Annotated in this window: 22 protein-coding genes; 7 read left to right on the top strand and 15 right to left on the bottom strand. The window is 37.5% G+C overall.

Going from position 1 to position 26,805, the window contains the following annotated elements:
- Positions 1 to 232: 232 nt before the first annotated feature.
- From MT390_RS04710 to MT390_RS04690, 5 genes are all read right to left on the bottom strand, one after another.
- Positions 233 to 1,525, bottom strand: a complete 1,293-nt coding sequence (locus MT390_RS04710; protein ID WP_028867393.1) for a TRAP transporter large permease — start codon at positions 1,523 to 1,525, stop codon at positions 233 to 235.
- A gap of 12 nt (positions 1,526 to 1,537) precedes the next feature.
- Positions 1,538 to 2,041, bottom strand: a complete 504-nt coding sequence (locus tag MT390_RS04705) for a TRAP transporter small permease subunit (RefSeq protein WP_028867392.1) — start codon at positions 2,039 to 2,041, stop codon at positions 1,538 to 1,540.
- Between the two features lie 77 nt (positions 2,042 to 2,118).
- Positions 2,119 to 3,201, bottom strand: coding sequence for a TRAP transporter substrate-binding protein (locus tag MT390_RS04700; protein ID WP_028867391.1), 1,083 nt, complete (start codon positions 3,199 to 3,201; stop codon positions 2,119 to 2,121).
- A gap of 376 nt (positions 3,202 to 3,577) precedes the next feature.
- On the bottom strand, positions 3,578 to 3,949 hold the full coding sequence (locus tag MT390_RS04695; RefSeq protein ID WP_028867390.1) for an MmcQ/YjbR family DNA-binding protein: 372 nt from the start codon (positions 3,947 to 3,949) through the stop codon (positions 3,578 to 3,580).
- Between the two features lie 224 nt (positions 3,950 to 4,173).
- Positions 4,174 to 4,506, bottom strand: a complete 333-nt coding sequence (locus MT390_RS04690) for a YnfA family protein (RefSeq protein WP_499439881.1) — start codon at positions 4,504 to 4,506, stop codon at positions 4,174 to 4,176.
- Positions 4,507 to 4,674: 168 nt separating this feature from the next.
- Between MT390_RS04690 and MT390_RS04685 the strand changes: the two genes are divergently transcribed.
- On the top strand, positions 4,675 to 5,616 hold the full coding sequence (locus MT390_RS04685; protein WP_499439880.1) for a 1-aminocyclopropane-1-carboxylate deaminase/D-cysteine desulfhydrase: 942 nt from the start codon (positions 4,675 to 4,677) through the stop codon (positions 5,614 to 5,616).
- Between the two features lie 136 nt (positions 5,617 to 5,752).
- Here the strand turns inward: MT390_RS04685 and MT390_RS04680 are convergent, their stop codons facing one another.
- Positions 5,753 to 7,666 carry an EAL domain-containing protein gene (locus MT390_RS04680; protein ID WP_499439878.1) on the bottom strand — a complete coding sequence of 638 codons (1,914 nt, stop codon included), beginning with the start codon at positions 7,664 to 7,666 and terminating at the stop codon, positions 5,753 to 5,755.
- Between the two features lie 225 nt (positions 7,667 to 7,891).
- Between MT390_RS04680 and rsmC the strand changes: the two genes are divergently transcribed.
- The 4 genes from rsmC (at position 7,892) to glgA (ending at position 13,130) form a co-directional block, all read left to right on the top strand.
- Positions 7,892 to 8,941 (top strand): 16S rRNA (guanine(1207)-N(2))-methyltransferase RsmC, encoded by a 1,050-nt coding sequence (gene rsmC, locus MT390_RS04675; protein ID WP_499439877.1) that lies wholly within the window; start codon positions 7,892 to 7,894, stop codon positions 8,939 to 8,941.
- 118 nt (positions 8,942 to 9,059) lie between these two features.
- Positions 9,060 to 10,298: a glucose-1-phosphate adenylyltransferase gene (gene glgC, locus MT390_RS04670; RefSeq protein ID WP_281170592.1), complete on the top strand. Its 1,239-nt coding sequence runs from the start codon at positions 9,060 to 9,062 to the stop codon at positions 10,296 to 10,298.
- A 55-nt stretch (positions 10,299 to 10,353) separates the two neighbouring features.
- Positions 10,354 to 11,577: a glucose-1-phosphate adenylyltransferase gene (gene glgC / locus MT390_RS04665; RefSeq protein WP_028867384.1), complete on the top strand. Its 1,224-nt coding sequence runs from the start codon at positions 10,354 to 10,356 to the stop codon at positions 11,575 to 11,577.
- An 80-nt stretch (positions 11,578 to 11,657) separates the two neighbouring features.
- Positions 11,658 to 13,130: a glycogen synthase GlgA gene (gene glgA, locus MT390_RS04660; protein ID WP_499439875.1), complete on the top strand. Its 1,473-nt coding sequence runs from the start codon at positions 11,658 to 11,660 to the stop codon at positions 13,128 to 13,130.
- A 189-nt stretch (positions 13,131 to 13,319) separates the two neighbouring features.
- Here glgA and cysG read toward each other — a convergent pair whose 3' ends face one another.
- From cysG to MT390_RS04640, 4 genes are all read right to left on the bottom strand, one after another.
- Positions 13,320 to 14,738 carry a siroheme synthase CysG gene (gene cysG / locus MT390_RS04655; protein WP_028867382.1) on the bottom strand — a complete coding sequence of 473 codons (1,419 nt, stop codon included), beginning with the start codon at positions 14,736 to 14,738 and terminating at the stop codon, positions 13,320 to 13,322.
- A gap of 249 nt (positions 14,739 to 14,987) precedes the next feature.
- Positions 14,988 to 15,386, bottom strand: coding sequence for a CBS domain-containing protein (locus tag MT390_RS04650; protein WP_028867381.1), 399 nt, complete (start codon positions 15,384 to 15,386; stop codon positions 14,988 to 14,990).
- Positions 15,387 to 15,519: 133 nt separating this feature from the next.
- Complete coding sequence (mdh, locus tag MT390_RS04645; protein WP_028867380.1) at positions 15,520 to 16,455, bottom strand: malate dehydrogenase; 936 nt, start codon at positions 16,453 to 16,455, stop codon at positions 15,520 to 15,522.
- 219 nt (positions 16,456 to 16,674) lie between these two features.
- On the bottom strand, positions 16,675 to 17,445 hold the full coding sequence (locus tag MT390_RS04640) for a transporter substrate-binding domain-containing protein (protein WP_499439874.1): 771 nt from the start codon (positions 17,443 to 17,445) through the stop codon (positions 16,675 to 16,677).
- Positions 17,446 to 17,645: 200 nt separating this feature from the next.
- Here MT390_RS04640 and argR point away from each other — a divergent pair, with 200 nt between their 5' ends.
- Positions 17,646 to 18,098 carry a transcriptional regulator ArgR gene (gene argR, locus MT390_RS04635; RefSeq protein ID WP_028867378.1) on the top strand — a complete coding sequence of 151 codons (453 nt, stop codon included), beginning with the start codon at positions 17,646 to 17,648 and terminating at the stop codon, positions 18,096 to 18,098.
- Positions 18,099 to 18,321: 223 nt separating this feature from the next.
- Positions 18,322 to 18,759 carry a type IV pilin protein gene (locus MT390_RS04630; protein WP_499439872.1) on the top strand — a complete coding sequence of 146 codons (438 nt, stop codon included), beginning with the start codon at positions 18,322 to 18,324 and terminating at the stop codon, positions 18,757 to 18,759.
- A 352-nt stretch (positions 18,760 to 19,111) separates the two neighbouring features.
- Here MT390_RS04630 and MT390_RS04625 read toward each other — a convergent pair whose 3' ends face one another.
- The 5 genes from MT390_RS04625 to MT390_RS04605 all read right to left on the bottom strand — a co-directional run bounded on the left by MT390_RS04625 (position 19,112) and on the right by MT390_RS04605 (position 26,692).
- Complete coding sequence (locus tag MT390_RS04625) at positions 19,112 to 21,034, bottom strand: transglycosylase SLT domain-containing protein (protein ID WP_499439870.1); 1,923 nt, start codon at positions 21,032 to 21,034, stop codon at positions 19,112 to 19,114.
- A 126-nt stretch (positions 21,035 to 21,160) separates the two neighbouring features.
- On the bottom strand, positions 21,161 to 22,753 hold the full coding sequence (locus tag MT390_RS04620; RefSeq protein WP_499439868.1) for an ABC transporter ATP-binding protein: 1,593 nt from the start codon (positions 22,751 to 22,753) through the stop codon (positions 21,161 to 21,163).
- Positions 22,750 to 23,799: an ABC transporter permease gene (locus tag MT390_RS04615; protein ID WP_037070784.1), complete on the bottom strand. Its 1,050-nt coding sequence runs from the start codon at positions 23,797 to 23,799 to the stop codon at positions 22,750 to 22,752. Before MT390_RS04615 ends, MT390_RS04620 begins: the two co-directional genes overlap by 4 nt.
- Positions 23,799 to 24,878, bottom strand: coding sequence for a microcin C ABC transporter permease YejB (locus MT390_RS04610; RefSeq protein WP_028867373.1), 1,080 nt, complete (start codon positions 24,876 to 24,878; stop codon positions 23,799 to 23,801). The genes MT390_RS04615 and MT390_RS04610 overlap by 1 nt, the downstream gene beginning before the upstream one ends.
- Complete coding sequence (locus MT390_RS04605) at positions 24,878 to 26,692, bottom strand: extracellular solute-binding protein (protein WP_499439866.1); 1,815 nt, start codon at positions 26,690 to 26,692, stop codon at positions 24,878 to 24,880. Before MT390_RS04605 ends, MT390_RS04610 begins: the two co-directional genes overlap by 1 nt.
- Positions 26,693 to 26,805 lie beyond the last annotated feature (113 nt).

Here is a 26,805-nt window from a genome sequence, read left to right as displayed (position 1 = left end):
GATGAACAACGATTAATGAGCAACGATGATCTGTTGTTAAGAAGCCTGCTTTTAAAGCAGGCTTTTTTGTTTAACTGGAAAAATCGACACTCTCCTTAGTAATATTTATACGATTAAAAATATAATTTTCTTCATGAAGTCAATATAATCAACCTATAAAAAAACCTCTGCTAGAGAGGTTTTTATTAACAATCATTTTATCGCTAATCCACTAAAAGTCAGACCCTTTTGATCATGAATCAAACCCATAAAACCCTGGGAACACCACAATCGAAGCTAGTACTAACAATTGTAAGAGAATAAAGGGAATAACTCCTTTATAGATGTCCATGGTTTTGACTTCGGGTGGTGCCACACCTTTTAAGTAAAATAAGCTAAAACCAAAGGGGGGCGTCAGGAATGAGGTTTGTAGGTTCATTGCAATTAAAATAGCAAACCATGTTAAATCTATCCCCATCATTTCAGCAATTGGATACAACATTGGCACTACAATAAAAGATATTTCAACAAAATCGATGAAGAAACCCAATACCAAAATAACCAACATTGAAATGATCAGGAAACCCCATTTATCACCTGGTAGACTAAACATGATCTCTTCAATAATTTCTTCCCCGCCTGTGTAAGAAAAGACCATTGAAAAGGCGGTTGCACCAATGAAAATAGCAAATACCATCGCCGTGACTTTTACCGTCTCAATTGAAGACTCCCACAACACCTTCCAAGAACATTGACGATACAAAATAGCGAGCAGAATAGCACCACCGCCACCAATAGCAGAAGACTCAGTTGGTGTTGCAATACCATAAAATATTGAACCTAATACCGAAAAAATTAACGCTAAAGGAGGAGCAATGGCTTTAAAAGCAGTCCAACAAGGTTTCATTCCATGCCCTGCAAACTCTGACTCAGGAAGCGCAGGTGCAGACTCTGGTTTGAAGAAAGCGTAAATCAGTACATAAAGAATAAACGCCCCAACCAATACTGCGCCGGGTAACACCGCAGATCTAAACAGATCACCAACCGGTACTCCCATCACATCACCAAGAATGATTAAGATGATAGATGGTGGAATAATTTGCCCTAACGTACCAGAGGCACAAATAACACCTGTCGCAAGTTTTTTATCATAGTTATACTTGAGCATAACAGGTAAGGAGATAACTCCCATCGCCACTACAGAAGCACCTACAACACCTGTTGAAGCAGCTAACAGACAACCTACTAAAATAGTTGAAACCGCAACACCACCACGTATACGGCCAAATAATTGCCCCATGGCTTCTAGTAATTGTTCTGCTAATTTGGTTTTTTGTAATACGTTACCCATAAAAATAAACATGGGAACGGCCATCATAATCGAGTTTTCCATGATGCTCATGATGCGATAAGGCATAAAAGCAAATAACTCAAAACCCTCGGCAAAAACACCAAAGATTAATGCCACACCTGCAAAAACAAATGCAACGGGGAAACCAGTTAGTAGTAGCAATAAAGCTACACCAAACATAATAATGCCAATCATAAAAAGTCCCTTTTAAATATCTTTCTCAACAATACAACGCAGATTTTTTACCAACATACCTAATGCGCTAAACACAAGCGCGAGAGTAGAAAGAGGGATCATTGCTTTAATTAACCAACGGTGTGATAAACCACCTGGGTCGCCACTGGTTTCATTCAAATGATAAGACTCCAGAGCAAAATCGTAGCTGTACCAAATAACCAGAGCACAAAAAGGAATCAGGAACAGCACACAACCTATGGAGTTAATCCAAGCTCTATTTTTAAGGCTGAGCTTTTCATAAAGAATATCAACACGAACGTGCCCTTCTTCTTTTAGTGTGTAAGCAATACCTAATAGGAACATAGAAGCAAAGATATGCCACTCTAATTCTTGTAAACCAATGGAGCTATATTTAAAAAAATAACGAGCCACAACATCATAAAAAACGTTGGCTAACAGTAATAGCATTAATGTTGCAGAAATTTTACCAATATAATCTGAGAAGCGATCAAAGACTTTTTGCAAACCTTCCATTTAAGATAATTCCTTCTAAGTAAACAGATAGGTGAAAAAAAGGCTACATAAAGTAGCCTTAATGAGGAGTGTAACGGTTATTCTTTGGTACTCTTAATGTAACCATACTCAGAGATATCAGTCCACACGCGTACTAATTTTAGATAATCCTGCTGTGATTTAATGATTTTAGCAGCCATTTCATCGCCACTTGCTTTTTCAGCAAGGATCTCATCATTGGCATTTTTAATCGCACTTAATACCGCAGGTGGGAAAGTTTTAACTTGAATGTTAGGGAATTCAGAAGTCATTTTTTCCCAGTTTTCAGCGCTTAAAGCGTATGATTGAACATACATATCATAAGCTGCTTTACGCATTGCAACTTCTAAGATTGCTTGTAAGTCTGCAGGTAATGAAGCCATTTTCTTTTTATTGATAATAAACATCAACTCAGTTGCTGGCTCATGCCACCCCATGTAATAAAACGGTGCAATTTTATGGAAACCCATACGTAAATCAAGTGATGGACCTACCCACTCTAACGCATCAATAGTATTACGCTCTAATGATGTATATAACTCACCAGGTGGTATATTAACTGGAGTCGCGCCTAATTTAGCCAGTACTTCACCCGCAAAACCAGGAATACGCATTTTTAAGTTTTGTAGATCGTCAAGGCTATTAATTTCTTTACGGAACCAACCTCCCATTTGCACCCCTGTATTACCGCCAGGGAAAGCCATTAGATTATGATCGCCATAAACTTGATCCATTAACTCTTGGCCACCACCGTATTGGAACCAAGCATGTTGCTCCATCGCAGTCATACCAAAGGGCATAGTAGTGAAATATAGTGTGTTTGGCACTTTACCTTTATAGTAATAACTTGCTGAGTGGCCCATGTCATATTGACCACTTTTAACCATATCAAAAACACCAAATGCTGATTTATGCTTATTAGCAGAGTCAACGCGAATTTTTAAACGGCCATTGGACATTTCTTCAGCCATTTTCACCATATTTTTAACTGAATCACCAAAAACAGGGAAATTAGGTCCCCAGGATTCAGCAAGTTTCAATCGATATACTTTATCTGCTGCAAAAGCATTAGCACTTGTCACCATGACAACAGCCGCGATTAAGGTACTTTTATAAAAAGTCTTCAGCATTATTAACTCCATGTAAGGTTAGAATTGAAATTATTGCTTAATTCAGCAATCCAATAAAAATATGTAAATTTATTAAGCTTCATTAAACTAAATGTTACCTATTTGTTAACAGGGTGCCATTGCACTAAAAAATATGAATCTCTTTAATTAACAATTTGTTGCTCATATCACACGAGGATCTATTTTTTGATCATTAAAGAGGGATCGCGCAATAAAAAAGGAGGTATTACTTTAGAAAAAGAACAAAGATGGTGTATTAGAGTAAAGAGTGAAGTTGAAATTCAAATAAGGGCGTAAGGAGACAATATTGAGACAGTGGATTATTTTAACAGCTTAAATTAATCATATACTTAGCAACAGTATAAATGAAAGTGTAAGCAACTATGACTTATTGTGTTTCTTGATTTAAGCCTAATTGCTTCTGTTTTATTTTAGTTAAACCCAATGACACTAATCGATGCGACTCACCTAGGTAATAATGTAAATCTTGATCTTTTCCTGCATCACCATCATATAGCTGGATCCACTTCATACCTCGACTAGCGAAATAAGGAGCTGGTTTATAGCCATCAACTTCACTTAGAAATCCAAAATTCAATATTGATGTTTTAAAAGTGAAAGCCGGTATTTGATCTTTTTCCCAGCCGCCAATCGCAAAGACTTTCCCACCTACTTTCCAGACATGTGAGCCGCCCCACTGTTGCACATAGGTGGTAGCAGGTAACGAAGCACAAAATTGATTAAACTGTTTATAATTAATAATAAAGCGCCTTATCGTTACTGGTTAATATTGAATGTCGCTGGATAATATTGATCGTCGCTGGTTAATATTGCTCTGTAATTTAAGCGCACTCGATATCATTTTAATGCGATCTTGTCCTCGTATTTTTAATAAGATCTTACTCCGTACTATTAATAAACAACTAAAGCACCCAATAATAGAGCAGCAAGTAGCTAATCATCACATAAATGTACAACTAAATATTAAGTCCCTCTAGGTGCAAACATAATAATAGCCATTCCCGTTAATGCGACTGAAGCCCCCACCATATCCCAGACTGTTGGTTTCACTCCATCGACCGCCCATAACCAGACTATTGCGACAAAAATATAAACACCACCATAAGCGGCATAGACACGCCCTGAAGCTGCTGGGTGCAAAGAAAGCAACCAAGCAAAGAGTGCAAGGCTACAAGCTGCAGGCAACAATAATAGAATACTTTTATCGTGTTTTAACCAAAGATAAGGAAGATAACAACCCACAATTTCAGCAATCGCAGTCAACACAAAAAGCGCAATGGTTTTTAATTCAAACATGGTATTCCTCAAAGTGTAGGGAAGGTGTAAAGAAAATACAGAAAAGAAAAAATTAAGCATCTTCACAATCAGATCAGTTAATTAAGCGCTCAATCATGCATATCATGATAAATTTAACTCGTATAAGATACAAAAAACTGTCATTTCCCGTTATAGGTAATAAAGTAAATGAGATTCACAGAAAGCAGTATATATCAGCAACTGCCTCCTAGCCCTTTGCAATCAATCAATCTCCCTTTCCTCACGGCTCACGGAGTAAAGCTCTCAATAAAACGAGATGATTTATTGCATTCAGAGATATCTGGCAACAAATGGAGAAAATTAAAATATAACCTATTGCACGCAGAAAAAAACCATCAACAACATATACTTAGCTTTGGAGGGGCATTTTCTAACCATATTCATGCTCTGGCAGCAGCGGGTAAACACTTCAATGTAAAGACCACCGGCATCATTAGAGGCGAAGCGCACTATGCAGCTAACCCTACACTGTCACAAGCTCAGCAATGGGGCATGCAGCTACAATTTGTGGATAGAAAAACCTACCGTTTAAAAGAGCAGGCTGAATATTTACAAACAATACAATCACAATATAGCGATGCTTATATTATTCCAGAAGGTGGTAGTAACGATTTAGCCCTTCCCGGTGTAGAAGAGATATGCATAGAATTAGCGCAGCAATCTGAGCAACCGATAGATCATATGTTTACCGCGACAGGCAGCGCGGGCACTTTGGCAGGTTTAATCAGTGGCTCATTAAAATACTCTCCCGAAACGCAAGTACATGGCATTGCAGTACTTAAAAATGCACACTATTTAAGTAACACTGTCACTCACTTTGTACCTCAAGCAAACGCGTTAAATTGGCATTTACATACTGACTTTCATGCAGGAGGCTACGGTAAGATATCGTCATCCTTAGCGAATTTTTGCCATCAATTTACACAACAAACAACAATCCCGATAGAACCTATCTATACGGGGAAAATGTTTTATGCACTATGGCAATTAATTGAACAAGGTTTTTTTCCTGTTGGAACGCATATAGTGGCCGTTCATACCGGAGGGTTACAAGGACTAGCAGGGTTAAAAGCACAACAAAAATTTTAAACGTTGCTGTGCTTATTGATTCTCGGATCAGAAAAAGAGTCATCAACGTTATAAAAAAGCTGCCTGCTTGGTAACAATGCAAGCGGATTAGTAAAAGAGCTATCAGCTTAGTAGCAACGATTTACGCTTAGCAGCGCTAAATACTCATTGCCTGAGGGGTCGAAAATAACGATCCTTGCGCGGCATAAATACCCAGTCGCAACAGACATTCCCACTCTTCTTTACTTTCCACACCAACAGCAATCACTTTCGCATGACTATTCAAGCAACTAGCCATTAAGCTTTGTACTGCGATTTGATTAGTTTTACGATTATGAATATCACGGATTAAACTGGCGTGTAATTTTAAGTAATCAATATTAAAATCCAGTATATAGGAGGTATTGACCACTGACTTACCGACATTATCCACCGCAATCTTACAACCCACTTTTTGTAAAGCATTTAAGGCAGAACGAAGTGCAAAATAATCTTTATCAATCAAATGCTCTGACACTTCAATCACTAAATTATGGCGAATTTGCCGAGTTTGTTGCATCAACTCAAACATAAACCATTGATGATTCTTTTTATTCATCAGAAGGTGAGCACCTAAATTAACAGCGATAGGCTTAGACAACTCACCACGCATCACTAACAACGCCAATACTTTTTCTAGCATTTGTTTGTCTATTTGATCACTTAAACCACACTTTTCAGCCATTGGCATAAAAGTACCGGCGGCAATAATTTCTTTTTGGTATCCAATAATACGCGGCCACAACTCGCAATATAAAATACTCATGGCATCGCGATGCATAAGATGTTGTCGATACATTAACAGCGCTTGTCTATCTAAAATATCTGTTAATAATGCACGCCAACGCACTGTTCCTTTGACTATGACCGCTTGATTTTTATCTTCCTCTGACAAGTGCCAACCACTGATTTTCTGATGTTCTGCGACTAATAATGATTGATTAACATCATCGATAATATGCATAGTTTTAGCACCAAAAGGAAAATTAACTACACCGACGTGATAGAAATTATCAGTCCAAGCGGCATCTGGCAGGAGTAGTTGAGACAACAGTTTAGCTAACTGTTTAGCAGCTATTTTGGTTTCTTGGTAGGACATCTGTGGTAATAGGATCACAAACTCTGACTTCTGAACCCTGCCATAAAAACTATCGTCGTAGCGAGCACAAAAGTGGTGCAATAAATCAACAACCTGCTGAATGATTTTTTCACCTTCAGCGACACCAAACTGGTGTTTAACTGCACTTAACTCAGTCAAACTAATTAACATTAAGGTGCTAGCTAAAAAATTTTCATCCATCGCTACTGCATCTAACCTATTTTCAAAGGCTAAGCGATTACCTAAACCGGTATCTTCATCTAAGAATACTTTTCCGCGAATATGTGTATCAAAGATACTTCGCTCTTTACGGCTGTTCTCTAATCGCTCAGATAGTACATCCAAAGCTTTACTCGCAGCTTTTGGCCACTCACCTTTTTGTGCAAAACGAGCGGTGGGATTATTTTGTAATAGATAACGAGCGCGGCGTTCTAATAGCTCGGCACCATAAAAAGAACGTCGCATCCAACGAATGGCAAACCATAATAAGCTAAGGCATAAAATAACTGCTGAGGTGATCCCTAATAATGGCCAAAAGGTAAATTTGAGATCAGAAAAAGGCTGTCGAGTGTGTATTATTACTCGAACACCGGGGTAATACTTTAGATCATAGTCATAGCGTAATAATAATCGAGAAGGAAAATAGCGTCGCCCTTCATAATAATTTTGATAAACAATTTGCTGATCCCGCTCAACACGTAAACGAACCACTCCCGAGGCATCCAGCACATCAGGTAACCAGTGATCAAATTGAGTGATAGTAGTTTGCTTCGCTACTTGCTTCTCAATAACTTGAATAATGCTATCAATACGTTGCTGATGATACTTCAAGGACAAAGCACGTAAACTAACCATACCGCCTGCCAGTACCAACGCAATACAAGTCAACACGATAGCACTCGTAATAAACGTAAATTTATTAGTAAACTTCATAACATCCCTGTGACAAACTATTTTCCATGATTAGGTGAGTAATCGTTAAAATACCCTTATAATACTGCCCTCAGACTCTATAACCTAATGACTTAAACGCCCATGTTTATGCATTTTAGGTATATATACCCTTACAGCTCAAATACATTACCAGCTGTAAGGTCGAAGTAGCGTGGATATATGATCATTCAAACTTTTAATCACAAGCTGTAATAGGACTTTTATATGGCCTCTAATCAAATTTATTCAAATCCAAGTCAAGTTTTACAGCGTAATGAATCTTTATTTTCCGGAAAGTCTATTTTAGTGGCAGGTAACATTGATGATAATTACCCCATTCATTTACAAACAATAGCATCATCAAGTTGTTTTTGTTTTAACGATTATCGTTATTATCATCAATTAGAAAGCCAACTAGGATCTTCTGAAGTTCACTTTACCGCAGACTATAAAGGCAGAGATGATCAAGAGAAGTTCGATCTATTATTGATTTATATCCCTAAAGCAAAAACAGAAATTGAATATTTACTGGCAAACCTGACTCCTCACCTAAAGCAAAATGCGGATATTGTATTAGTTGGAGAGAAAAAGTGTGGGATAAAAAGTGTCGCGTCTCTGTTGACTCCCTATGCTGAAAATAGCAACGCCATTGACTCTGCTCGTCATTGCAGCATTATTTATGCGCAGCTAACTAAACCCGTCGCTACTTTTGACCAACAACAATGGATAAAAGATTACCAGCTTAATATTAATGATGTCTCTCTTACCATTCGCTCATTACCTGGCGTATTTAGTTTTGGTGAATTAGATAAAGGTAGTGAACTGTTACTCAATAATTTGCCCGATCAATTAAGTGGAGACGGCTTAGACTTTGGTTGTGGTGCTGGCGTACTCTCTTGCTACCTGCTTAAAAAGCATCCCAAACTAAGCTTAGATTTAATTGATGTTAACGTTTACGCACTTGCTAGTGCTAAATTGACCCTAGAAAAAAATAATTTACACGCGAAAGTGTTTGCATCGGATGTTTTTTCCAACGTAAGCAAAGAATATGATGTATTGCTTTCGAACCCTCCCTTTCATTCTGGTCAAAAAACGAACTATGACGCAGCAGAAACATTTATAAATCAGTCAATTAAATTTTTGAAAAAGAAAGGAAAATTGACTATTGTTGCTAATAAATTCCTACGCTATGAGCCACTTTTAACCCTTACTTATAAAAAATTCATTGAAAATGCCCAAAACAATAAATTTAAAGTATTGAGCTGTCTCAAATAATCATCAAGCAGGCATTTCATAACTTTGTTTTTATTGCTAATGTCAGAAAGTTGAAATTATTAAATAATTGGACAGGCGCTATCGCCGTATTGGCATAGCTTTTTATTATACAAAATATGTGGAGGCTTTTATGGCTGGTATTTTGGCTATGATTCTTGCTGGGGGTGAAGGCTCTCGGCTTTTCCCATTAACCCAGAACAGAACCAAACCCGCCGTGCCTTTTGGCGGCAATTATCGATTAGTAGATTTTGCATTAAATAATTTCGTAAATGCAGATTTAATGAAAATTTACGTTCTAACCCAATTCAAATCTCAATCTCTGAATATTCATCTACGCCGAGCTTGGCGACTTTCCAGTATTTCAGATCGTTTTATTGAAGCAATACCCGCTCAGCAACGTGTAAGCAAAAACTGGTATTCAGGTACCGCAGATGCCATCTATCAAAACTCTCGTTTTATCACCAAAAATGAAGCAGAACATGTTTGTATCTTTGGTAGTGACCATATCTATAAAATGGATGTGCAACAAATGGTTGATTACCATAAAGAAATGGGAGGAGACTTAACAGTTGCAGCAATTCGAGTGCAAAAAGAACAAGCTTTCCATTTTGGTATCATCGAGATTGATGAAGCAGGCCATATGATTGGATTTGCAGAAAAACCTTCTGTTGAAGATGCAAAAACAATTCCTGGAGACCCTGACCATGTATTAGCTTCAATGGGTAACTACATTTTCAAAGCCGACACACTAGTGGAAGAACTTGAAAAAGATGCTGCAATAGAAGACTCTAGTCATGATTTTGGTAAAGACATTATTCCTAAACTATTCCCTCAGGGTAAAGTTTTTGTGTATGACTTTAGTAAAAATAAAATACCAGGTGAACCAGAGCATGCATATTGGCGTGATGTAGGTACCATCGATTCCTATTGGGAAGCGCACATGGACTTATTAAGCGACAATCAACCTATTTCTTTGTATAACAAGCATTGGCCTTTACACACTTACCATCCACCGTTACCACCAGCAACATTCCGAGATCAAGGTGACTCAGTAAGTCACGTTTCTAAATCCCACCTTGGAGCTGGTTCGTATATTAATGGTGCAACTATCGAAAATTCTATTTTAGGTTTCAGAACACATTTATGTACCAATGCAGAAATCAAAGGCTGTGTTTTCCTAGGTAACGCTAAAGTTGGTAGTGGTGCACGCCTCACTAATGTAATACTAGATAAGAATGTAGAAATAGCTCCTGGCATGGTGATTGGTGAAAATTTAGAAGAGGATCGCAAGCACTTTACTGTCTCTGAAAAAGGCATTGTTGTGATTGCAAAAGGTAGCCGTGTGGGTTTTGATTAAACTGGCATAGGATTACAAATGACTATTTTTTATATTACTTAGATGAGGTTTTCTCATGGCAAAAGTTCTCTCGATGATTTTAGCAGGTGGTGAAGGTTCACGCCTGTACCCCTTAACCCAATCGCGCACCAAACCATCTGTGCCTTTTGGAGGAAGTTACCGTCTAATTGACTGTGTACTTAATAATTTTGTAAATTCTGACTTATTACGTATTTACGTACTGACTCAATTTAAATCTCAATCTTTGAACGATCATCTTCGTGAAGCTTGGGAAGTAAACAGCTTTACTGACACTTTTATCGATGCAATTCCTGCGCAAATGCGTAAGGGTAAGCATTGGTACAGCGGTACAGCTGATGCAATTTATCAAAACTTACAATTTATCCAATCAGATGATGCAGATACCATTTGTATATTCGGTAGTGATCATATCTACAAGATGGATATCCGCCAAAAACTTGAATTTCATAAACAAAAAGATGCAATATTAACCGTATCCGCGATCCGCCTACCTAAAGAACAGGCTTATCACTTCGGTATTATCGAAGTCGATGAAGAAGGTCGTATGATAGGTTTTGCAGAAAAACCAACTGTAGAAGATGCCAAAACGATCCCTGGCGACCCAGACCATGTACTGGCATCAATGGGTAACTACGTTTTTAAATCTGCAGAGTTGCAAAATGAATTGATCCGCGATGCAGCAGATGATGAATCAAGTCATGACTTTGGAAAAGATATCATTCCTTATTTAATGCCAAGCGGTAAAGTTTTTGTGTATGACTTTACAACTAATAAAATCCCCAATGAAGAAGGGGAAGCTTACTGGCGTGATGTGGGTACGATTGAGTCATACTGGGAAGCGAATATGGATTTGATTAAATCCGTACCGCCTATCTCTTTTTACAATAGAGCGTGGCCAATGCATACACATTATCCACCACTTCCAGCAGCTAATTTCCAAAATGATGGCGATATCACCTGTAGTATTCGCCGCTCATTGATTTCCGATGGTGCACTAATTGTTGGTGCAACGGTCAGAAAATCAGTTCTTGGTTTTAACTGTTTTGTTGGTCAAGGTACGGATATTTATCAATCAGTATTATTAGGTGATACTAAAATCGGTAAAAATTGCGTTATTACCAAAACAATTATTGATAAAGACGTAAGAATTGCCGATGGAATAGAAATTGGTGTTAATCTAGAGGATGATAAAAAACGCTTTACCGTTTCTGACGAAGGTATTGTAGTTATTCCGAAAGGATCTAGAATCGGTTTTTAAACCAGTACAATGATTTAAAAAGCCACTATTTCTGGTGGCTTTTTTATTGCTATCCATGGCCTATACCAAAGGAGGTCCCAGTGGATTCTCAAAAATTAAAAATTTTATTTATTTCGTCTGAAGTTGAAGGTTTTTCTAAAACAGGTGGCCTTGCAGACGTAGCAAAAGCATTACCGCTTGAACTTCGCAATTTAGGCCATGAAGTGGTTATTATTACACCATTTTATCGCACCATTGAACACCGTGAACATGCTCAACAAGTGCATCAATTAACCTTGCACACAGACTCTTCTCGACCAGACGTACAGTTCACAGTAAAAGAGTTATCACTGGATGGGATTAAAGTTTTAGCCATTGATAATGCACATTATTTTGACCGTGCAGGCTTTTACGGTGAAGAAAATAATGCATACCAAGATAATGGAGAACGTTTTGCATTTTTCAGCTTAGCATCGCTATTAACTTCATTAGCTGAAGGCTTCTCTCCTGATATCATTCATTGTAATGATTGGCATACAGGTTTAGTACCTTACCTATTAAAAACACGTTTCCATGACCATTCTCATTTTGCACACACCAAAACTGTGCTGACCAGCCATAACTCTGCATACCAAGGTATATTTGAAAAGTCACAATTAAACCTGATCCCAGAAGTTAGCTCATGTATGGATGAACGCGTTTTAGAAAACTTCAGTTATATTAACTACTTAAAAGTCGGCGTTATTTATGCAGACAAAGTAAATACCGTTAGCCCTAATTATGCGAGTGAACTATTAACGCCTTTAGGCTCCCATGGTATGTCACATCACTTTATCGAACGTATCCATGACTTTGAAGGCATTTTAAACGGCTGTGATTATAATGATTGGAGTCCTGAAACAGATAACCTAATTCCATTTAACTTTAACCATGAAGATTTATCTGGGAAAGAAAAATGTAAGCAAGCATTACAACAAGAAGTCGGTCTTGAAGTAGCTGATTTGCCTATTTTTGGTATGGTTTGTCGCTTAACGGATCAAAAAGGTTTTGGTTTAATTCTGCCAATTTTAGAGCGTTTTTTAAAACATAATGTGCAACTGATCATTATTGGTTCTGGTGACCCAGCTATTACAGGCCATTTAACCGCCTTATCTGAACATTATTCAGATAAGTTTAAGTTTGTTAATACTTACAGTAATAAATTGTCACACTTGGTTGAAGCTGGTGCAGATTTCTTTTTAATGCCATCTATATTTGAACCTTGTGGTTTAAATCAATTATACAGTTTAGCCTACGGTACTTTACCTATAGTACGTGCAGTTGGGGGCTTAAAAGATACCGTTGTTGATTATGACCAAGATTCAGAACATGCAAATGGTTTTATGTTTTATGATGCCAACCCAGATCAATTATTAAATCTGTTACGCCGTGTAATACTGCTTTATATTGAGCACCCTGAAGAGATGTTGCGTTTAAAAACACAGGCAATGCAATCGCATTTTTACTGGTCAGATTCAGCAAAACATTATGAACGCTTATATCAACGAGCATTACACTTACACCAGCATTGGTAAAATAAGTCAACAGAACAGATGAGTAAAGTAAGTTACTGTTACTGTTACTGTTACTGAAAAGAGTATAAAAAAGCATTATTGTTGAAAGAGTAAACTGTAAATAATAAAAAGCCTGATATTGAATCAGGCTTTTTTATGGGTATCAGTAAACGATTAGCTCAGTAATTTTTTAGCAGATTAAATAGCTGTTTATGACAAATCAACTAAAAAAGGGTCTCGGGATAACTTTTTACTTTTTTCTGGATTAAACCAAGCTAACTTAGAAGACAGCTCAACCACTTCACCTATAATCATTAATGTCGGCCCTTCAAGTCCGCCACCGAGCTTAGAGAGCTCAGATAACGTCCCTGTGATCACTTGCTGCTCACTACTGGTTCCTTTGTTAATTAATGCAACCGGTGTATTAGCATCGCGACCATTCACTAACAAATTAGTTTGAATGTCTTGCGCTTGTAATAGCCCCATATACACAACTAATGTTTGGTGCGGAATAGCTAGTGCTTTCCAGTCTAATGCTTGTCCATCTTTCTTTCTATGCCCTGTTACAAACGTCACCGATTGCGCGTAATCACGGTGAGTTAAAGGGATCCCGGCATAAGCACTACAACCAGAGGCAGAGGTAATTCCAGGGACAACTTGAAAAGCAACACCAGCTTCTACTAGTTCTTCTAACTCTTCACCACCACGCCCAAAGATAAAAGAGTCACCGCCTTTCAAACGCACTACTTTTTTACCCTGCTGTGCAAGTTCCACTAACATTTGATTAGTGCGAGACTGTTCAACTTCATGCTTACCTGCCGCTTTACCCACGGAAATTAAATCCGCATCGCGGCGTACTAAATCAAGAATTTCTTTTGAAACTAATCGATCGTAGAGCACCACATCCGCTTGCTGCATTAACTGTAATGCTTTAAGCGTTAGCAATGAAGGATCGCCTGGCCCTGCACCAACTAAAGCCACGTCGCCCTGCGCGACTTCTTCAGTGAGGTTGTCTTCCATCAACTGTTGTGCTTTTTCCATTTGGCCTTTTTGTAATAAGCTAGCTAAATCTCCATTACCAAACAGCTTTTCCCAATAACGGCGACGTAAAGACTCTTTGGTGATCACTTGCTTCACTCGGTGTCTAAAATCCCCTGAGATCTTTGCTAGACGGCCAATATGCATGGGTAATAAAGCTTCTAAACGTTCGCGTATTAAACGTGCTAATACAGGCGCTTTACCACCGCTAGAAATGGCCACAACAATAGGTGAGCGATCAACAATAGACGGCATAATGAAGCTACATAAATTAGGTTCATCGACTACATTCACTAAAATCTGTTTTTGCTCAGCGAGTTGTGCAATATGTTCATTCACATGATGCTGATTAGTAGCAGCAATAACTAACCATTTATCAGTGATAAGCTCATCATAAAAAACTTCTTTGATAACCGTTAACTGATTATTTTTAGCTTTTTCTAATAATGAGTCACAGATTTCCGGTGCACAAACGGTAATAGAAGCATTAGCTTTTAATAATAAGTGAACTTTACGCGCAGCAATATCACCACCACCTACAACAAGGCAATGGCGGTTATTAAGTTTGGTAAAAATAGGGAGATAATCCATGTAAATCTCAGGGGGTAATTAGTCGATACAAACACTATAAAGAATAATTCATACAATATAAAATATTTAAAGCACATTATTTATGACGTTTATGTATATACCAAGAGATTACACCATCAAATTAACTCTGTAGTGAATGCTGTTGTTATAAAATATCGTCACAATCTAACTGAGGAAACTAATAAAGCAGCCCTAACTAGGGGGTTATTATGAGTCAGGACTGTAAGTTTTTATATTAACGCCCAATTATTATTTGATCAGCGCGCGAACACCATCGTGAATAGTAAATATCCCTTCAATATTATCGCCTTCAAGTACCGGTAAACAACTAATATCATGGGTTAACATCAATGCCAGCGCTTCTTTAACTGACACTTCTGGAGAAACAGTAATAGGACTGCGCGTCATCACTTGGTGAGCGCGACGTTGCATCGTTTCAGTATCACGTACTAACTCTGATTCTGTATACAAATAGGGGCTGAGTATTCGTAAAATATCACGGTCAGATATAACACCACACAATTTCCCCTCTTCAACTACCAATAAGTGATGAGACCCTAGTTGGGATAATATTTCTTGGATCGCAGGAATACGATCATCCATTTCGATTGTCACTACGCGAGCGGTCATTGCTTCTGCAACTTTCATATAGCGATCCTTTTAAAAATTAATTCATTAAGTAACTATTAATAAGCAATTACAAGCTTAAGTAATTATAGGCACAAAAAAGGCCAGCATCGCTGACCTTATTAATAATATTGTATAAAAAACTAAAAAAAGATTAGCCGTTTATAAAATCAACACCTTCTTGGATATCTTTGTTAAGTGTTTCTAACATATCGTTTTTAGCTTTTTCTTCAAAAGCTGATAATTTACCGTATGATAAAATTTCAACGACACCGTTAACACCTAAGCGTACTGGGTGAGCGAAGTAAGGAGCATCGCCGCCGTCAATATCAACGTATGCGTAATCTACAACGTCTTCGCCTTGTAAACCTTTAACTAAAGATAAACAAAAACGAGCGGCAGCAGCACCCATAGATAAAGTAGCAGAACCGCCACCAGCTTTAGCATTTACAACTTCAGTACCCGCATTCTGAATACGTGGTGTTAATGCAGCAACTTCTTCTTCAGAGAACGTGACACCTTCAACTTGAGAAAGAAGTGGTAAAATAGTTGTACCTGAGTGACCACCAATTACTGGAACTTTAACTTCAGCAACGTTTAGGCCTTTAAGTTCAGCAACAAATGCTTCACTACGAATAACATCAAGCGTCGTTACACCAAATATACGGTTTTTATCGTAAACACCTGCTTTTTTGAAAACTTCAGCAACGATTGGAACAGTGCCATTTACAGGGTTAGTGATAACACCAACTAATGCTTTAGGACAGTTAGCAACAATGCCTTCAGCTAACGTTTTGATAATACCAGCATTCACTGCAAATAAATCAGCACGGTCCATACCTGGCTTACGTGGCATACCCGCTGGAATAATTACAATATCAGCACCCGTTAATGCAGCGCCTAACGCGTCAACACCAAAACCTTCAACTTTAACTGCTGTTGGGATATGTGATAAATCAACCGCTACACCAGGAACAACAGGAGCAACATCGTATAATGCTAGCTCAGAACCAGCTGGTAGTTGAGTTTTTAATAATAATGACAACGCTTGACCGATACCACCTGCAGCACCAAGAACAGCAACTTTCATATTTTTCTCCAGTGAAATAAAATGTTTAAGTATGTATAGCCATCACCAAACAAAATGCTTTATTTTGCATTTCTAATGATAATAGAAATAAGATTAGCCTTGTCATTCTAAAGTGAATAAATACGCAAGTGTGAAATATGTTAAGTAATTGTGAGCAATGTAAAAAAGAAAGGTCTTTTATTTTCTATAAAATGCTGATATTAGGACTTTAAAAATTAATTATGGAAAATATTGCTGATAAATTTTGGCATAAGTACCATTCTCAACTATGAGCTTTAATCCTGTATTTAAACGTTCACGTAACAGATCATTACCTTTTTTTACCGCAATACCGTAACCTTCAGAAAACTCTTTAATAAAGACTTCTTCAGTGCGGCTAATTACTAATGAGTCACCTGTCAGTTGTTGGCTTGAAAGTTGTTTACTTAAAAAATCATTAACTACAGCAAAGTCTGCAAAAACGGCATCTATTCGTTGTAGTTTTAAATCTTCGAATGCTGCTTGAGATGAAAAATAAGGCACGATGTAACTATTGTCTCTCGCGTATTTAATCAAGTAATTTTGATTTGAAGTATTAGCCTGTACGCCGATGAATTTTCCGGAGAGTGAAAACTGCCCTTGCAACGGTTCTTTACTAATAAAGACCGGAGGCACTTTATAATAACTATCACTAAAGTCGACGGTTTTTAAACGTTCAGCAGTAATGTCTAACGCGGCAATAACGGCATCATATCGACCAAAAGGTAACGTTAATAGTAAACCATCAAAGCGGTGATGTTCAAAAGTGCATTGCAAATTAACTTCGTGGCAAATTGCTTTAGCAATATCAATATCAAAGCCTTTGATCTCTTTATCTTTAGATAAATATTCAAAGGGATAGTAATTACTATCGGTAGCAAATTTAACCTGCATCTGAGGCATGATCTCAGCGCTTATTGCAGTAGCAAAGAAAAACATAATAAGCGCCAATAGGCGAGCAACAGAGATCATAATGAATCATCCTTGATATTGGCAATTTATTGCAAATTTTAGCAGAAGTACCAGCAATAAAGTAGAGACTCTCAATGTAAATAGAACCGTTTAGCCAAAAACGAATAAATATGCAAAAAAAGTGACATTTAATCTATTAACCTACGGTGCATTTAGATTAAGATATGGCTTTTATTATAATGCAATTATGGAATTAGCAAATGCGACAGACCTCTGAACTAATGGACTTCTTTAAAGGCTTGCTTAAAAAAGAACATTTAAGCTCACAAAGTGAGATTGTCGATGCATTGATCGGCGCTGGATTCACTCACATTAATCAATCTAAAGTGTCCCGTATGTTAAGTAAGACAGGCGCGGTCCGTACACGCAATGCAACGGGTGAAATGGTATATTGTTTACCTGCAGAACTGGGTATTCCGACGACCACCAGCCCACTAAAAAACTTAGTTGTTGATATAGACAGAAATGACAGTTTAATTGTTATCCGTACTAGTCCAGGCGCAGCGCAATTAATTGCACGTTTATTAGACTCGATGAGTAAAGCAGAAGGTATTCTAGGAACGATAGCCGGCGATGATACGATCTACATTGCGCCAAGTAATACGCAAAAAATAGAAGAAACATTGGCAGTGGTGCACAAACTATTTGATTAAAACAACCATCACTATTGATTTAAAGTGAAATTAGGTCTTTTATCAATATGGAACTCAGTAATAACTCAAGTAATAAGTAACTCGAATTCAGTTTAAATCGTTATAGATAAAAATGACGAGCGAAGATACTCCCCACTTCCTCGTTTTTTTGAGTATTTATTCAATCTCTAAAAAATTAATAAAAAATATGGGAGCTAGCGATAACCTATACAGGTAGGTGATTATGCTGATAGTTAATAATAAAAAATTAAAAATAAAAAAGCAGTGCGCTTTCACACTCATTGAGCTGTTGATAGCGATTGCTATTTTGGGCCTATTAGCAGCTATCGCTTATCCCTCGTATCAAGGATTTGTTATAAAAACACGACGAGCAGATGCTCAAAGTGAACTGATTAAAGCACAAATAGAACAAAGCAGTTTTCGCATCACTCATCCTACCTACATATCTAATGCATCGTCTGCGGGTTTACCTTCAAATAATCAATACTATACTTTTAGTATTGTGTCCGCCGCTACACACACCTACACGCTAAAAGCCGAAGCAAAAGCCACAGGTAGTCAAATCAATGACGAAAGCGACTGTAGAACGCTTTATATAGACCAGAGCAACACTAAAACCAGTGATGGTAACCAACAAAATAATGCTTGCTGGATCAATTAAAAGCATTTCTGCCTTCAATTCAATTTTTAGATCAATTCAACTTCTATGAACAATATAAATCCAATCACTGTAGTGCTAAATATGCGGAGAGCAGAAGAATTTTTTAGAAAGTAGTGTTTAATTGGTAATGCTAGAAGGTAATGTTTAGAAAGTAATGTTTAGAAAGTAATGTTTAGTAGGTAATGCTAGAAGGTAATATTAAAATGGAAAGGCTTATAAACTGCGACTTAAATATTTGAAAACAGCCCCTGTAAATAATGTTCTGCAGGCTTTTTCCCTACAGAACATTTATTAATGCCCTTGTTAACAGCTAACTACCATTAACGGCCGACTATTTATTATTAAGTCATCATTAATAACGAGCTAAAAATTCTTTCTGATTCAAAAACTTCAATGGTTTACCTAATACATGTTGATAAATAACGTTATAGGCTAAAACACTTTGCACATAGGCACGTGTTTCATAATAAGGAATGGTGTCTACCCAGCTATCTATTTCAATCCCAATATTGCCATTTTTCTTGTTCGGTGTTACCCATCTATCAACTCGGTGTGGGCCTGCATTATAGGCAGCTGTTGCTAACACTCGATTACCGTCATAACGTGTTAATAGGCCATTAAAGTAAGCGGTGCCTAATTGTACGTTGAGCGCACCTTGGTTAAGTTGTGAAACTTCATTATATTCAGTCAGATCAATCTTACGCGCCGTTTCTTTTGCTGTTTTAGGCATTAATTGCATATAACCACTTGCACCAACAGGTGATTTTGCATATTCATCAAAACTACTTTCGCGACGAGTAATGGCATAAATATAAGTATCTTCTAAATCATATTTATTAGCCGCCTTTACAAATATTTCTGGTTTTGCTGTTGGGAAACGAATATTTAGTGCATTCCAACTTTTAGAGTTAATACTCGCTAGTACGGATAAATGTGCCCAACCTTGATCATAGGCATATAATCCTAGCTTCTGCTGAATCTTCTTGTTTTGTGTATTTAAAAGGCGTTGCCATTGTCTTTTAGCCTGTATGCTCAATTGATGGAACAATAACTCATCAATCACCGCCAGCTCACCACCTAAAGAGTTCAAGCTATCCTTCTCTTCAACAATAGTTTGTGCATTAAGAGAAAAATTCAAACCTAATTTTTGAGATGCCATAAAACCATGGAAATTACGATTTTTTGCCACCTTTTCATAAATAGACTTTGCTTTATCAGCTTCACCGGCTTGCTCTAATACTTTTGCTTGCCAATATAACCATGCAGATGAATAGCGTTTCTCATCTGGTAACTTACTTAACCAGTAACCTATATTTTTCCAGTCACTACGTTTAATCGCATAACGGATACGCTGCTCAACTAAAGACGCGTTATTTAATGACGGCAACTCTTTGTCTAACCAAGAAAAATAGTTAGTTTTATCACGCTGTACAATAAGTGTCGCAAATTGCTTTTTGATTGCATTGGTTTCAGTAGCGGTAAATGCAATTTTTTTATCAAACTGCTGATAAGCTAGCATCGCTTTAGCTAAGTCTTTTCGTGCTAGGCGTTTAATACTCGGTACTAAAAAACGATAACTTTGGACTTTTCTAGAAGCAAAAAGATCGCTGTCTAATAAACTTTCAGGATCTTTATGTAGTTCATATAATTGAGTCGCTAAGGCAGCTTTGTCTTTATCCATTCTTGCGGTTAAAAATCGCATCAAGCCTTGTTTGTTTTTTACAAAAGCCAAGTTAAATCGCTGCCAGATATCTTCTTGTGTCAAGTTTTTGTGCGCTTGATAATAAACATAAACATCATCACAGGCATTCGGTAATGAAGTACTAGATAACCAATATTTTTGTGCATCCGGCCAGGCTTTTTCGCTTTGTCCGGTGGCAATAGAAGCTTGCAGGTAATAACACTTTAAAACGCGATTATTCGGCATTTTAGGGTAAGCAGTTAAAAACTGTTTCCAATTTTTTTGTTTCGCTAAATAAAAAAGGTAAGAGCGCTGTAAATCATCACTGACCACCTTGCCTTTATGCGTTTTAATGAAATTTATAATATCGGCATCACTGACCGTCGACATATTCGCATTCAAATAATTGTATTGGGCGACATAAGCAAGCGGGTAATCAGCAATATCATTAATATTCTGATTGGCTTTTTGCCACTGTTTTTTCTCTTGTAAGTCTAAGGTATCAGTAAAAATATTACGCTGAACATCTAAACTTAGGGCGCTGGCGAAGTTTGATGCAGAAAACAACAAACAACCTAAAATTAATTTTTTCATAACACCTCAATGGAAACAATAAATGAGCTGACTATGTGTACATTTTATCTACACATAGTCAGCTGTATATGAACTTAGCAATCTTTTTACAAACTTAACGCTACTTTCACAATGTTAACTATCTTTTCATAGAATAGTCGAAGATATCAACTCTTGTGTATAAGGGTGCTTTGCTTGCGCAAATAACTGTGAAGTTAGCCCTTCTTCAACGATTTCACCTGCTTTCATCACTAATACACGATGACTGACTGCTTTCACCACTGACAAGTCATGGCTAATAAATAGATAGCTTAATGAAAACTCATGCTGCAGCGCTTTCAATAACTCAATAATTTGTTTTTGAATGCTTCTATCTAATGCCGATGTCGGCTCGTCTAATACAATCAATTTTGGCTTTAGAATCAGTGCTCTTGCAATAGCAATACGTTGACGTTGCCCACCTGAAAATTGATGTGGATAACGGCTTGCAGCACTTTGTTCTAACCCAACTTTAGTTAATACTTGGGATACTTGCTGACTTATTTCTTGATCACTTAACTTTTGTTGATGATTAAATACATGTACGCCTTCAGCAATAATATCCTGTACCGACATCCTTGGGCTTAAACTCGCATAGGGATCCTGAAATACGATTTGTAATTGCTGGCGTAAGGCCTGTAAATCGTTTTTAGGTAATGACTGAACATCTTTGCCCAAGTAAACAACTTGCCCTGTACTTTTATTCAACTGCAATAGCGCCTGTGCCAAGGTGCTTTTCCCCGAACCACTTTCACCGACTAAAGCGAGTGTTTCACCCTCGTGTATTTTTAAGGATACATTTTTAACCACTTGTAACGACTGTATCGTTTTGCCCCAAAAATTTTTTTTCATTGCGAAACTAACATTAATATCATGCGCTTCAAGAATCACTTTTGCATCGATTAATTCTTGCATTTGGCCTGTCGGTACCGCATTTAACAGCTTTTTAGTATAGTCATCAGCGGGAGATTTAAATAACCTGTCTGTTTGCTGATATTCTACTTGCTTGCCTTTACACATAACTAACACATGGTCAGAGAATTGACGCACTATATTCAAATCATGCGTAATTAATAAAATCCCCATATTTAAACGTTGCTGTAGCGATTTTAACAGCTTTAAAATTTGTTTTTGAATCGTTGCATCTAATGCAGTAGTAGGCTCATCGGCAATTAATAAGTCTGGTTCATTAGCTAATGCCATTGCAATCATCACACGTTGTCGCTGTCCTCCCGATAACTCATGAGGATAAGCATTTAAACGTGATTGCGGATTTTTTATCCCTACCAATTCTAACAATTCAATAATACGTAATTGTGCCGCTTTGCCCGTTAGTCCCTTATGAAGCAATAAAGTTTCTGCAATCTGCTTTTCGATATTGTGCAAAGGATTCAAGGAAGTCATCGGCTCTTGAAAAATCATGCTAATTTTATTACCGCGCACCGCCTCTAGCACTTTTTCTGATTTACCCATCAATGACTGACCTTGAAAGATAATATCGCCCGTTGGATGATGGGCATGTGGGTAAGGTAACAATTGTAAAACCGATAAAGCCGTTAACGACTTGCCGGAACCACTTTCACCCACAATCGCTAATGTTTTACCTTGTTCAAGACAAAAACTGACACCAGATACTATCTGCTCCTGTGCAAAACTCACCGACAAGTCATTAACTTGTAATAAATAATCGACTTTACTCATAGTGTTTTCCTCGGATCAAAAGCATCTCGAGCAGCTTCACCAATAAAGACTAATAACACCAAAATGCTTGATAATGAGATAAAAGCAGTAATGGCCAACCAAGGAGCGTGTAAGTTTTCTTTACCTTGAGATATCATCTCACCCAATGAAGCTGAGCCTAAAGGCAGACCAAAGCCTAAAAAGTCCAAGGATGTTAATGTGGTTAATGCACCAGTAAATAAATAGGGCATAAACGTTAACGTCGCTATCATGGCATTCGGCAGAATATGCTTAAACATGATTTTACTGTCTTTTACACCTAGGGCTTTGGCCGCTTTAACGTAATCTAAATGGCGTCCACGTAGAAATTCAGCACGCACTACACTGACAAGACTTGGCCAACTAAATAAAATCATCAAGCCTAATAACCAAGTAAAGGTTGGCTCAACAAAACTGGCTAAAATAATCAGCATAAATAACATTGGCAAGCCTTCCCAAATTTCTAATAAACGCTGCCCTATTAAATCAATTTTACCGCCATAATAACCTTGAATAGCGCCAACGATAACGCCGATCACTGAACTTACCAGCGTTAAAGATAAAGCAAAGATCACCGAAATACGAAAACCATAAACCAATCGCGCAACGACATCTCTACCTTGGTCATCAGTGCCCAGCCAATTTAAAGCATCCGGCTTAGAGGGTGCGGCACTCGTTAGCTCATAATTAATTGAATCATAGTAGAAAGGAATTAACGGCCAGATCATCCACCCTTCTTTATTAATTTGTTGCACCATATAAGGATCGCGATAATCAGTAGTGATATCAAAATCACCACCTAAATCTTGCTCTGGAATATCTTGGACGATTGGGAAATACCAATTGGACTGATAGGACACCATGATCGGCTTATCATTGACCCACACTTCTGCGACTAAACTTAATAAAAATAAAAAACTAAAAATCCACAGTGAGTAATAACCGCGTTTATTAGCTTTGAATTGTGCCCACCTTTGATGGTTACTCGGATTCTTTTTAATACGTTGCCAAGCGAGTAATAAAGACATTATTGCCCCTCAAATGTAATACGTGGATCAATTAAGGTATAAGTCACGTCGCTGACTAACTTAAGCACTAATCCTACTAAAGTGAAAATATACAGAGAGCCAAATATAACTGGGTAATCACGTGAAATGACCGCTTCAAAACTTAATAACCCTAACCCGTCTAAAGAGAAAATAACTTCAATTAGCATCGAGCCGGTAAAGAAAATACCGATTAAAGCAGCCGGTAATCCCGCTAATACTAACAGCATCGCATTACGAAAAATGTGCCCATACAGAACACGATTTTTAGAACAACCTTTAGCGCGCGCTGTGATCACGTATTGTTTATTAATTTCATCAAGGAAGGAGTTTTTGGTAAGCATCGTTAACGTAGCAAAACTGGCTAATACGCTGGCAAAAATAGGTAAAGTTAAATGCCAGAAATAATCTTTTATTTGCCCAAACCATGAAAGCTGCTCAAAGTTATCGGACGTTAATCCACGTAAAGGGAACCAGCTATAATAAGAACCACCCGCAAATAAAACCACCAGCATAATCGCAAATATAAATGCTGGAATGGCATAACCAACAGTTACTATCGTACTTGTCCACACATCAAAACGACTGCCATGTGCAGTGGCTTTTTTAATGCCCAATGGAATTGAAATAAGATAAGCGAGCAATGTCGTCCATAAACCTAAAGAGATGGATACAGGCATTTTCTCATAAATTAAGTCAATTACGCTTTTATCTCGATAAAAACTATCACCAAAATCAAAGTTAATGTAACGCCAAAGCATTGAAAAATAACGTTCATGCAATGGTTTATCAAATCCATATAACTTTTCTAACGCTTCAATATATTCAGGATCAACCCCCTGTGCGCCACGATATTTACTGTCACTTGAACCTTGTTTTATTTCACTATTAATACCGGAAGTCACTCGAGAAGTTGCGTCGGAATCAATACCTTGATATTTAGCAATTGCTTGTTCAACGGGACCACCTGGAGCGACTTGTACAATAAAAAAGTTTAAAGTCATAATGCCAATCAAAGTTGGAATAATCAGTAGTAATCTTTTTAATATATATTGATGCATTATTGGCTTCCTTCGCTAGTAGTCACGCCAGAGGAAGCTTTTAGCCACCACGTATCCAGTCCGAGGTCATAATAGGGTGAAACCTTAGGACGAGAGAATTTATCCCAATAAGCGATTCTGTAAGCCGGTAAATACCATTGCGGAATAACCATATGTTGCGATAACAAAACACGGTCTAGAGCTTTAGTTGTATTCACCAATTGTTCGCGTGTGGTGGCCATAATAAGCTGCTGTGTTAATGCATCAATCACGGGAGAACAAATACCCGCCCAATTAGAAGTCCCAGCATCATTTGCGGTATTACACCCCCAAAAGCTAGCTTGTTCATTGCCAGGTGAAATAGATTGTCCTTTACGTAAAGACAACATATCAAACTCAAAACTATTTAAACGATTAATAAACTGAGAAACATCAACTAAACGAATATCTGCTTTGATGCCAATACGTTGCAAATTACGACGAAAAGGATGAATAATGCGTTCAAAGTCTTTGCTATATAGTAAAAACTCAAAGCTTAATTGTTCGCCTTGTTGATTTTGCATTTTGCTATCTTTTAACTGGTAACCTGCCTCGGCCAATAATGCTACCGCTTCACGCATTTGCTGTCGAACATTGCCATTACCCGATGTTTTATTGGCTTTTATTGGCTCAAATACAGACGCTGGAAGATGTTCTTTATAAGGTAATAAAATAGCTTGCTCTGCAGGTGAAATCTCACTTTGTGTTGCTAACTCTGAACCAGAATAGAAGCTATCAATACGTGTGTACGCATCATAAAATAATGTTTTATTCGCCCATTCAAAATCAAATAATAGCGAAATAGCTTCTCTTACCTTTGGGTCTTTAAACTTCTCTTTTCGTAAGTTAAACCAAAAACCTTGCATACCCTGTGGCGTTTTATCTGCAATCGTTTCTAATAAAATGTGCTGTTTATTAAATTGCTCGCCCACATAACCTGTAGACCAACGTTTTGAAGAGGTTTCTAAGCGATAATCAAAGGCGCCAGATTTAAAGGCTTCAAAAGCAACTGAATCGTCACGATAATAATCAACGATAATATGGTCAAAGTTATGACGCCCTTTATTAACGGCGAGGTCTTTTCCCCAATAATTTTTAACACGTTGAAAAACAACTTGCTTACCCGCATCAAAACTTTCTATTTGATAAGGCCCCGAACCGACAGGCACAATCAGTCCACTCTTAGAAAAGTCGATATCTTTCCAGAAATGCTCTGGAAGAATTGGGATCTGCCCAATAATTAACGGTAATTCTCGGTTACCCACCTCTTTAAAGTGAAAGGTTACCTGCAATAAAGCATCAACGGTTACTTTTTCAACACCTGCATAGTAGGAACTAAAATGTGGTGCACCTTCATTCACTAATAAGTCAAAACTAAACTTCACATCGCTGGCGGTGATAGCCTCACCATCTTGAAAAGTAGCTTTAGGGTTAATTAAAAAACTAACAGAACTAAAGTCATCTGCGACTTTCACTTGTGAAGCAATTAGAGCGTATAAGCTAAAGGGTTCATCGGTTGATTGTTGCAGTAACGTATCATAAATACGAGTTATGCCGCTGGCAGCATTTCCTTTAACAATAAAAGGGTTTAGTGAGTCAAAACTGCCAATGCTAGCTTGCTTGAATACTCCACCTTTTGGTGCATTCGGGTTGGCATAATCAAAGTGTTCAAAATCAGCGTCATACTTAAGATCGCCATACATGCTAATCGCATTATTCCATGATGCACTTTGAGCGCCAATGCTCACACTAAATAGCATATAAAATAGGCAGATACGTATAAGCTTATTAATCATAATAGAAAAACCAACACTGGTTGAAAAATATAGGAGTAGTAAAGATAACAAATGCTTAGTTTAATAAAAGGTTTTTAAATGAAAAAACAAGATATAAAAAACAGTGAAGTAAA

Origin of the sequence: Vibrio sp. 2-Bac 85, from assembly GCF_037546705.1 — a bacterium.
In the GTDB taxonomy this organism is placed as follows: Bacteria; Pseudomonadota; Gammaproteobacteria; order Enterobacterales; family Psychromonadaceae; genus Psychromonas.
This window is presented reverse-complemented; position numbering and strand designations above follow the sequence as displayed.

Bases quoted from the DNA above. Each gene is read 5' to 3' on its own strand.
- MT390_RS04710 (WP_028867393.1), bottom strand. From the start codon at position 1,525: ATGATTGGCATTATTATGTTTGGTGTAGCTTTATTGCTACTACTAACT.
- MT390_RS04705 (WP_028867392.1), bottom strand. From the start codon at position 2,041: ATGGAAGGTTTGCAAAAAGTCTTTGATCGCTTCTCAGATTATATTGGT.
- MT390_RS04700 (WP_028867391.1), bottom strand. From the start codon at position 3,201: ATGGAGTTAATAATGCTGAAGACTTTTTATAAAAGTACCTTAATCGCG.
- MT390_RS04690 (WP_499439881.1), bottom strand. From the start codon at position 4,506: ATGTTTGAATTAAAAACCATTGCGCTTTTTGTGTTGACTGCGATTGCT.
- MT390_RS04685 (WP_499439880.1), top strand. From the start codon at position 4,675: ATGAGATTCACAGAAAGCAGTATATATCAGCAACTGCCTCCTAGCCCT.
- MT390_RS04680 (WP_499439878.1), bottom strand. From the start codon at position 7,666: ATGAAGTTTACTAATAAATTTACGTTTATTACGAGTGCTATCGTGTTG.
- rsmC (WP_499439877.1), top strand. From the start codon at position 7,892: ATGGCCTCTAATCAAATTTATTCAAATCCAAGTCAAGTTTTACAGCGT.
- glgC (WP_028867384.1), top strand. From the start codon at position 10,354: ATGGCAAAAGTTCTCTCGATGATTTTAGCAGGTGGTGAAGGTTCACGC.
- cysG (WP_028867382.1), bottom strand. From the start codon at position 14,738: ATGGATTATCTCCCTATTTTTACCAAACTTAATAACCGCCATTGCCTT.
- MT390_RS04650 (WP_028867381.1), bottom strand. From the start codon at position 15,386: ATGAAAGTTGCAGAAGCAATGACCGCTCGCGTAGTGACAATCGAAATG.
- mdh (WP_028867380.1), bottom strand. From the start codon at position 16,455: ATGAAAGTTGCTGTTCTTGGTGCTGCAGGTGGTATCGGTCAAGCGTTG.
- MT390_RS04640 (WP_499439874.1), bottom strand. From the start codon at position 17,445: ATGATCTCTGTTGCTCGCCTATTGGCGCTTATTATGTTTTTCTTTGCT.
- argR (WP_028867378.1), top strand. From the start codon at position 17,646: ATGCGACAGACCTCTGAACTAATGGACTTCTTTAAAGGCTTGCTTAAA.
- MT390_RS04630 (WP_499439872.1), top strand. From the start codon at position 18,322: ATGCTGATAGTTAATAATAAAAAATTAAAAATAAAAAAGCAGTGCGCT.
- MT390_RS04625 (WP_499439870.1), bottom strand. From the start codon at position 21,034: ATGAAAAAATTAATTTTAGGTTGTTTGTTGTTTTCTGCATCAAACTTC.
- MT390_RS04620 (WP_499439868.1), bottom strand. From the start codon at position 22,753: ATGAGTAAAGTCGATTATTTATTACAAGTTAATGACTTGTCGGTGAGT.
- MT390_RS04615 (WP_037070784.1), bottom strand. From the start codon at position 23,799: ATGTCTTTATTACTCGCTTGGCAACGTATTAAAAAGAATCCGAGTAAC.
- MT390_RS04610 (WP_028867373.1), bottom strand. From the start codon at position 24,878: ATGCATCAATATATATTAAAAAGATTACTACTGATTATTCCAACTTTG.
- MT390_RS04605 (WP_499439866.1), bottom strand. From the start codon at position 26,692: ATGATTAATAAGCTTATACGTATCTGCCTATTTTATATGCTATTTAGT.